This is a genomic window from Streptomyces sp. AC512_CC834, assembly GCF_019049325.1.
Taxonomy (GTDB): Bacteria; Actinomycetota; Actinomycetes; order Streptomycetales; family Streptomycetaceae; genus Streptomyces.
Map to the genome: position 1 here is coordinate 21,776 of NZ_JAGMUO010000139.1, position 6,979 is coordinate 28,754.

Genomic DNA, 6,979 nt, shown 5'->3' on the forward strand with positions numbered 1-6,979 from the left:
CGCATCGTCCCTGTGAAGGAAGGGCGTGCTCACCGGGTTGTGGGTGGGGCACCGGTCACGGCAAGGGACAGGTCCCAGAGCCGGGCGGCGTTGTCGGGGTCGGCGGCGTACGCGCGTACGCCGCCGTCGTCCATGGGGGTGTCGGGGCGGAGACACGGGCGACGTCGCAGTCCTCCAGGTAGAGGCCGCCGCGGCCGTCGAGGAGCGGGGAGGTGGCGGCCCAGAGGCCGGTGGCGGCACCCTGGGAGGGGGTCTTGAAGTCGGCGGCGACGACGTTTCCGTGCTCGTCCACCCAGCCACGGTCGATCTGCGCCTGGAGCGTCATCTCCCGCTGGAGACCAGTGATGATCTTACCGGGGTGGAGGGCGAACGCCCGGACGCCGTCGCCCTTCCCGAGGGCGTCAAGGTGCACGGCGAACAGGGCGTTGGCGGTCTTGGCCTGGCCGTAGGCCAGCCACTTGTCGTAGCCGGTGCGGAAGTGCGGATCGTGCCAGCGGATGTCGGTCAGGGTGTGTCCGGCGGAGCTGTTCACCACGACACGCGCTCCGCCCGCGGCGGCCAGGAGCGGATAGAGCTCGCAGGCGAGCGTGAAGTGTCCGAAGTGGTTGGCGGTGAGCTGGCCTTCCCATCCGGGCCCGACACGCCGCTCCGGGGTGGCCATGACTCCGGCAACGGCCATCAGGAGGTCGAGCCGGGCGATACGGTCACGGATGTGAGCGGCCGCTGAACGGACGCTGTCGAGATCGGCCAGATCCATGGGGACGACATCGCTGCCTTTCACCTCCTTCAGAGCGGCACGGGCGACTTCGGGGCGGCGGGCGGGAACGATGCCCCGGGCCCCGGCATCCGTCAGAGCCCGGGTGCTCTCCAGACCGAGTCCGGAGTAGCCCCCGGTCACCACAGCGGTCACGCCTGAAAGGTCGCGGCCGGCCATGATGTCCTCGGCGGTGGTGGAGGCGGAGAAGGGCGAGTCGAGCGACTGCTGATCGGTGCTGGTCATACCTCCGACGCTACGATCTGGAGCGAGGTCTAGATCAAGCCCGGGAGTGAGCGGCATGACGAGCGGCAAGGCTGCCGTACAGTCGCTGAGCATCGGCGCGGTGGCCGACCGGACCGGACTGAGCGTGCACGCGCTGCGCTTCTACGAGCGTGAGGGCCTGCTCGTCGGGCCGGTCCAGCGCACTTCGGGCGGCAGAAGACGGTACACCTCCTTCGACGTCGACTGGCTGCTGATCTGCGTCAAGCTCCGCGCATCCGGCATGCCGCTCGCCGACCTCAGGCACTTCGCCGAACTGGTACGCCAGGGACCGGGCAACGAGGCGGAACGCCTGCGGTTGCTCGACGCCCACCAACGGCGCGTCGACGCACAGATCCAGGCCCTGGAGGAATGCCGCTCCGTCATCGCGTGGAAGGTCGGTGTCTACGCCGAGCACCTCGCGCGCGGCGAAGCCGGAGGGCTCTGGGACCCGACGGCCTGAGGCGGGTAGGGGCGGTCACGGGCCATGGCGGTCGCGTGAAGACGTACGCCCCTGAGGCGGTGCATCACTGAGGTTCTTCAGCGTTGCAGCTCCAGGGTGAGGACCGCCTTGGCGATTGACGTCATGCGGTTGGGGCTGCAGCGGGATCTGCGGAAGATCCGCCAGGACTTCAGGCGGGCGACGCCGCGTTCGACGGGTGCTCGTGCCGCGGCCAGGGCACGGTTGCGGGCCCTGTCGGTAGGAGTGAGTTCCTGGAGGGGCCTGCGTTTGATGCTGGTGGTCAGGCACGGGCCGGCGCCCTGGTAGGCGAGATCGGCCACGATCGGAACGCCCTGGCGCTCGCAGATTCGGATGATGCGGTGGGTGCGGGCGGCGGTCAGGTCGTGGGGCCCTGCCCCTGAGAAGTCTTCCGCTTACCGCTCGGCAGGCTTGATCAGTCGAACAGGGTTCCTGTTCGACTGATCTCTCGGTGGTCGGGGCATAACGGCAGGACCTCCTGGCAGCTCGGGATTTCGCCGACCGCAACTTCCGGTGATCGCTTGTCACGAGTCGTTTACAGCATCCAAGGGGCAGGGCCGGTGCGGGTGGCCCATGCGGCCAGGGCGGCTTCGTCGATGAGTCGGATGCCGTGACTGGTCCCGTACTGGGCTGCTGGTTTGGTAAATACGGAAGTAGTAACGACGGCAGCGATTTGGGCGTTGTGGACGCTGTAGCAGGTTCCGCCGAATCTCTGGAGGTCGGGGCTTCCGACCTTCGTGGTGGGCCCGTAGCGCTTGCATTGGATGACGATGAGCCTGCCGTCGGGGGCGGTGGCAATGACGTCGGCGCCGAGGTCGCCAGCTCCGCCGACGACTCGGACACCGTGGCAGCCGTCGCGCTCACAGAGGTACGCGATGGCCTTCTCGAAGTCGCGGGGGTTCATGGCGTGATACCGGGCCACCTCAGTGGACTGAAGCATCTGTACACGCTGAAGTTCAGCCTCATACTGTCGACGTTCGGCGGCCTGGCTGGCTCGGTACTTTCCGAGGCCGAGGGCGCCGACCGCGCTCACGCTGGCAAGGAGCAAGAAGAGGACGGTGCGGATGATTTGCCCGTCGGTCCCCGCCCCGATGGCCGCGAGTCCGGCGAAGAGGGCGAGTGCGATGCCGCAGCCCATGCCGCAGCCTGCGGATCCGGTTGGCTCGGGTGGTGGTGTGATGTGGTGTGCGGGTGTACCCATGAATCCCCCCCAGGAATTGCGCGAGGTGAGGATGCTATCGGCCTGGTGGTGGCGGCTGGTTGCACGTCTCCACCCCCGGAGCCAGTGGGGGGGCGATGGCCTTCGACATGACTCGGCTGGAGATCACGACAGAGGGTTCATGGCACGGCGCAACGGTGCGTTGCGTTCGCCCGACCTCGCCGTCCGCGCTGCCCGGGAACAGCGTCGCAAGGACGCGTACCGCCATGTGACCGAGGCCTGCGGTGATCGCGCGGCGAGGGTGTGTGTGGGTGAAGCTCCCCCCTCGCCCTGAGGGCCTGGGCACCGACGCGGCCGCGCCGATCCGGGATGTGCCCGCACGTGGCACAGGCCCGGTCGCCGTACACCACCAGCACTCCCGCCCGCCGGGCCTTGTACGCGATGAACTGCCCCAGCGGGTACGCACACTCATCGGCGCCCCGAGTCAACCTGAAGAGTTGCAGGACCGGGGTGGCGCGCTCTCCCCCTAGCTTGGCCGAGGACAGGGATGACCATCCTCAACGGGGAGTGACGTGATGAGCAAGCTTCGTCGGCTGGCCGGAACCGCGGCTGCCTCCGCGGTCGTGATCGGAACCGTGGGGGCGTCGCCCGCTGCTGCCGCGTCCCCGCCCGAACTGCCCGCCGCTGTCCAGGGCATGTGCAGCGGCACGGCCACCGACAGGGTCTCGGTCGTCGTCGACAAGGGCTACATCAGGACTGGTTACTACCAGTCGACCTCCGTGGTGAAGACCGTGTACCGGGGCGATTCGCTGGCCTTCTTCAAGGGCGTCAGGAACAAGTACGGAAACGAGTGGTTCAAGGTCCAGTACTCCAACCGCACCAACGACTGGTGCGGTTGGATCTACACGGGTTCCGTCTGGTGGGAGGACTGAGCCGACCTCAGACGTCGTCTGCCGGCGCGGCTACCGCCCGCGTCGGCAGCGCGTCGCGGGCGATAGCCGCTCTGCGGAACCTGACCGTCGGCAAGCCGCGGGCTCTCGCGCCGACGCACCTCACGGCCCCCAAGAGACTTACACTGAAAGGTACTTATGCCGCCGCTTCCGCACGGGAACAGGAAACGGAGACGTCATGTGGAAGGCCCCGGTCAACGCACGGGAGGCACTGCCCTACATCGTCAACGCGGCGCGACGCGACGGTTATCTCGGGCTCATGGTCATCCTCGCCCGCACCGCAGAGGCCAGAACCCTCCATGAGGAGCTTTCTCGGGACTGGACCAGCATCCACGACGTGACCGGCCACCGCATCGCGGTGCTGTGCCCCGACCCCTACTTCGTGGACAACCCGGAGGAAGCGCCGTACTACACGGCACTGGAGACCCCGCGCTCCCGGTTCTGGACGAGCCTGACGCTCGACGACTGCCGCGACTTCACGCACACCCGGGTCCTGACCCCCGCTGACGCCCGGATCGGCATCCCGGTCGCACGACCGCCGTACCCGGAGGATGTGCAGCAGGCCGCGTGGACCGAGGCGGTGTCCCGCTGCGCCGAGTTCTTCGGCATCGTCGAGAGGCGGCTCCCCGCCGTTCTCGTGCTCTGTCTCCGGGAGAAGGCGGACGTGCTGATCCAGCTACGCCCGGAGACAAGCCTCTACAAGCTGTGCAAGAGGATCGCGTCGCACCCCGGCTACTCGCCGGAGGACGACTTCCGGCTGCGGGAGCGGGCGCGCCTCACCCGCCTCGTGGAACGCTTCCCTCGGCAGGGGTCCGGGCGGCACGAGTGGCGGAAGGTCGAGAACCCGCCGACGAGCATGGCGCGGTTGCTGGAAGTCGACGCCGTACGCAAGCAGATCGACGGGCTGCGACACCACTTGGCGCTGGTCGCGCACGTCGACCCCGAGACGCACCGCACATGGTCGGAAAGCCTCGCAGAGCTGACCCGTGCGGACGTCGCCGAACAGACCGCGCAGGCCCGCCTGACGGAGATCGCTCGCGCGGTCCGCGCGGACCCGAGGAAGGTCGACTGGCGCAGGCTGGACCAGAAGATCGAGAAGGTCAAACGCGCCCTGCGGGAAGCCGCCGACCCACCCGCGGAGCTGCACTACGTCCCGGAGAGCCAGGACGCGAAGGCTGAGCGACAAACCCAACTCGCCGCCCTGCAAGCGGAACTGGCTCAGACGGAACGATGGCTGGACAGCAGGCCAGGGCTGGTGAAGGCGTGCAGGAAGGCAACCCGGGACGAAATGCCCTGCGCCGTCGAGTCGCTGAAACTCTCCGAGTACATATCGGTCGGCAGGGGCTACGCCACTGAGCGCATCCAGGCAATGCGCCCGACAGGCTCGCCGCCCGCGTCGGAGGACGCGAACGCCGGCGGAGACACGGACGCCGCCTCGAGCGCCACAGCCGGAACGGACAACGACCTGTCGGGGACCATCCACGGCCCCGCCGTCCAGGCGGGACAGATGGGAGACGTCCACTTCCATGTCCACGAGCCGCGAGCGCCGTCGCGGGCGGATGGGCTCGCCTGGCTCCAACGCGCCTGGGGCTGGAGGAAGCACCGGGACCACTGACTCGCGCTTCATGGGGCGACGATGCGGAACATCTGTCTGCCGCAACGCCTCGATCGCCCTCAGGATCAGGCCTCGCGCCTCCGCCCCACGGACGGCCATGCCCCTCAGCTCCGCGAACGCCTTCAGGATCACGAGGCAGATGCACGGCCGACCCGGGTTCCCCCTGCTCCGCCACCGCATCCTCCTCCCGTGACCACTACACAGCGCCACCACCGATTACGGGACAGAGCCCGATCACCGTACAGACCCCAGGGGCGGGCCCGATCAGTTGGCCGACGTGTTCCGTGTCATCTCGGCTGCCTCGGTGATGGCGCGTTGTCCGAGATCGCCGAACAACTGCATCGTGACGGCGGCCAGGACGTCGTCCCCGCCAACAGTCCGCCTGTCCCCGCGACGGGTGGACAGGGCGAGGAGGGGGTCCTTGAGCGGCGGGGCCGGGGCTGGCTCGCCCGGCACCACCAGACTGACCGTCCCGAACCGCTTGACCCCGCCCTCGCGGACGACCATGGCTGCGTCACGGGCCAGGGCCGTCAGGAACACGCTCGCGATTCCGTCCAGGTCGCGGACCATCGCCGGGACCGCCCTCACCCCCCGGCTCCCCAGCAGCCTTCTCACCCCGGCCTCGAACCGGTGGGCGCCGGCCACACCACTCGGTGTACGCACCCCGCGGCGCTCACGAAGAGACACGAGCGCACCATCGGCGTTGCGCAGCTCGCCCAACAGGCCGTGGAAGGTCGGGCTGTGCAGGTACCACGCCGATCCCACCTCCACCTCGACGTTCTGGGAGATCGCCGAGATGAGGTCCTTGGGAATCAGCCTCTTCCTGACCTCCTCGGCCGCCGCGCTTCTCGCGCCCTCGATGATCTCCGTCAGCACGGTCCGCGTCACCGACGCGGCGGCCCACGCGGCCGACCGGGAGACGTGCAACGAGGTCACGTCCCTGAACACCGCTTTGACGAGCTGAGGCTTGAACGGCAGGTCGGTCACGACGGAATCGGTGTGCGGACCGCTGCGCTCGGTGCGCAGGGGTTGTGTGGTCATCGAAGAATGTCCCTTCTGCTGTCGGAGGTGCCAGTTCGGGCGACCGGGCGTGCGGCAGGGGGCGCCACCCGGGCGACGCGCTGTGGTGCGGCGCCGTGCCGGTCAGGCGACCTGGTACCTGCCGACTTCCAGGAAGTGGCGCAGCGCTTCGGGTGTGTTGTCGTCCAGGGCGGCGTTGGCTGCCGCGCGCAGGGCCGGGCTGATGGACGAATCGGCGAGGATGCGGACGATGGCGACGCGGTCGTCCTCGGCCTGGGCAATGCGGTAGCCGGTCTCCAGCCAGGCGCGCATCGCCTCGGGGTCGTTGGCATCCAGAAGGGCGTTCGCTTCTCGTGTCACACGCCGGCCGCTGTCCGGGTCGGCGAGGATCCGGACTATGGCCACCCTCAGGTCGTCGGCGTCCGGCTCGTCCGCGGACGAGGACACCGCGGGCACCGTCACCGCGGTCGGTGCCGCCGTGGCCGCGAAGGACGGGGTGGCGAGCAGGAGGGCCGGGGCAAGGATGCCTGCGGCGATGCCGGGCGCTACGCGATGCAGTCGCAAGGGGAATGCTCCTCTTCGTTCGCGATGGAGGTGAGTTGAGGACGCCTCAGGGCGTTCACTCCGGTGATGCTGCCACCTGGGTCTGACACTGATGCTGATACTCAGGTTCCGGCGGTCATGGCTCGGGGTCTGACTGACGCCCTGCTGGGTTGTCTTCCTGCTGTTCTGTCTGACC

Annotated in this window: 6 protein-coding genes and 2 pseudogenes; 3 read left to right on the forward strand and 5 right to left on the reverse strand. The window is 68.7% G+C overall.

What is annotated here, in order from left to right; translation table 11 throughout:
- Positions 1–29: 29 nt before the first annotated feature.
- Positions 30–1,000, reverse strand: a pseudogene (locus tag KUM40_RS40855) (SDR family NAD(P)-dependent oxidoreductase).
- A 55-nt stretch (positions 1,001–1,055) separates the two neighbouring features.
- Between KUM40_RS40855 and KUM40_RS40860 the strand changes: the two are divergent.
- Positions 1,056–1,478 (forward strand): MerR family transcriptional regulator, encoded by a 423-nt coding sequence (locus KUM40_RS40860; protein ID WP_217171470.1) that lies wholly within the window; start codon positions 1,056–1,058, stop codon positions 1,476–1,478.
- Between the two features lie 77 nt (positions 1,479–1,555).
- On the opposite strand, the pseudogene KUM40_RS40865 reads toward KUM40_RS40860, so the two are convergent.
- A pseudogene (locus KUM40_RS40865) lies at positions 1,556–1,867 on the reverse strand (transposase family protein); the annotation flags it as partial.
- A 164-nt stretch (positions 1,868–2,031) separates the two neighbouring features.
- Entirely contained in the window at positions 2,032–2,634 is a 603-nt protein-coding gene (locus KUM40_RS40870; protein WP_254396454.1) for a restriction endonuclease, read from the reverse strand.
- A 596-nt stretch (positions 2,635–3,230) separates the two neighbouring features.
- Here KUM40_RS40870 and KUM40_RS40875 point away from each other — a divergent pair.
- Positions 3,231–3,587: a hypothetical protein gene (locus tag KUM40_RS40875; RefSeq protein ID WP_217171472.1), complete on the forward strand. Its 357-nt coding sequence runs from the start codon at positions 3,231–3,233 to the stop codon at positions 3,585–3,587.
- A gap of 196 nt (positions 3,588–3,783) precedes the next feature.
- Positions 3,784–5,220, forward strand: coding sequence for a hypothetical protein (locus tag KUM40_RS40880; protein ID WP_217171473.1), 1,437 nt, complete (start codon positions 3,784–3,786; stop codon positions 5,218–5,220).
- 264 nt (positions 5,221–5,484) lie between these two features.
- On the opposite strand, the gene KUM40_RS40885 is transcribed toward KUM40_RS40880, so the two are convergent.
- Together KUM40_RS40885 and KUM40_RS40890 are read right to left on the reverse strand one after the other, a co-directional pair.
- Positions 5,485–6,261, reverse strand: coding sequence for a hypothetical protein (locus KUM40_RS40885; RefSeq protein ID WP_217171474.1), 777 nt, complete (start codon positions 6,259–6,261; stop codon positions 5,485–5,487).
- Between the two features lie 102 nt (positions 6,262–6,363).
- The gene (locus tag KUM40_RS40890; protein WP_217171475.1) at positions 6,364–6,804 is read right to left on the reverse strand and encodes an ALF repeat-containing protein; all 441 of its coding nucleotides are present in this window, start codon (positions 6,802–6,804) and stop codon (positions 6,364–6,366) included.
- Positions 6,805–6,979: the final 175 nt, after the last annotated feature.

Coding starts and splice junctions, on each gene's coding strand:
- KUM40_RS40860 (WP_217171470.1), top strand. CDS start 1,056: ATGACGAGCGGCAAGGCTGCCGTACAGTCGCTGAGCATCGGCGCGGTG.
- KUM40_RS40870 (WP_254396454.1), bottom strand. CDS start 2,634: ATGGGCTGCGGCATCGCACTCGCCCTCTTCGCCGGACTCGCGGCCATC.
- KUM40_RS40875 (WP_217171472.1), top strand. CDS start 3,231: ATGAGCAAGCTTCGTCGGCTGGCCGGAACCGCGGCTGCCTCCGCGGTC.
- KUM40_RS40880 (WP_217171473.1), top strand. CDS start 3,784: ATGTGGAAGGCCCCGGTCAACGCACGGGAGGCACTGCCCTACATCGTC.
- KUM40_RS40885 (WP_217171474.1), bottom strand. CDS start 6,261: ATGACCACACAACCCCTGCGCACCGAGCGCAGCGGTCCGCACACCGAT.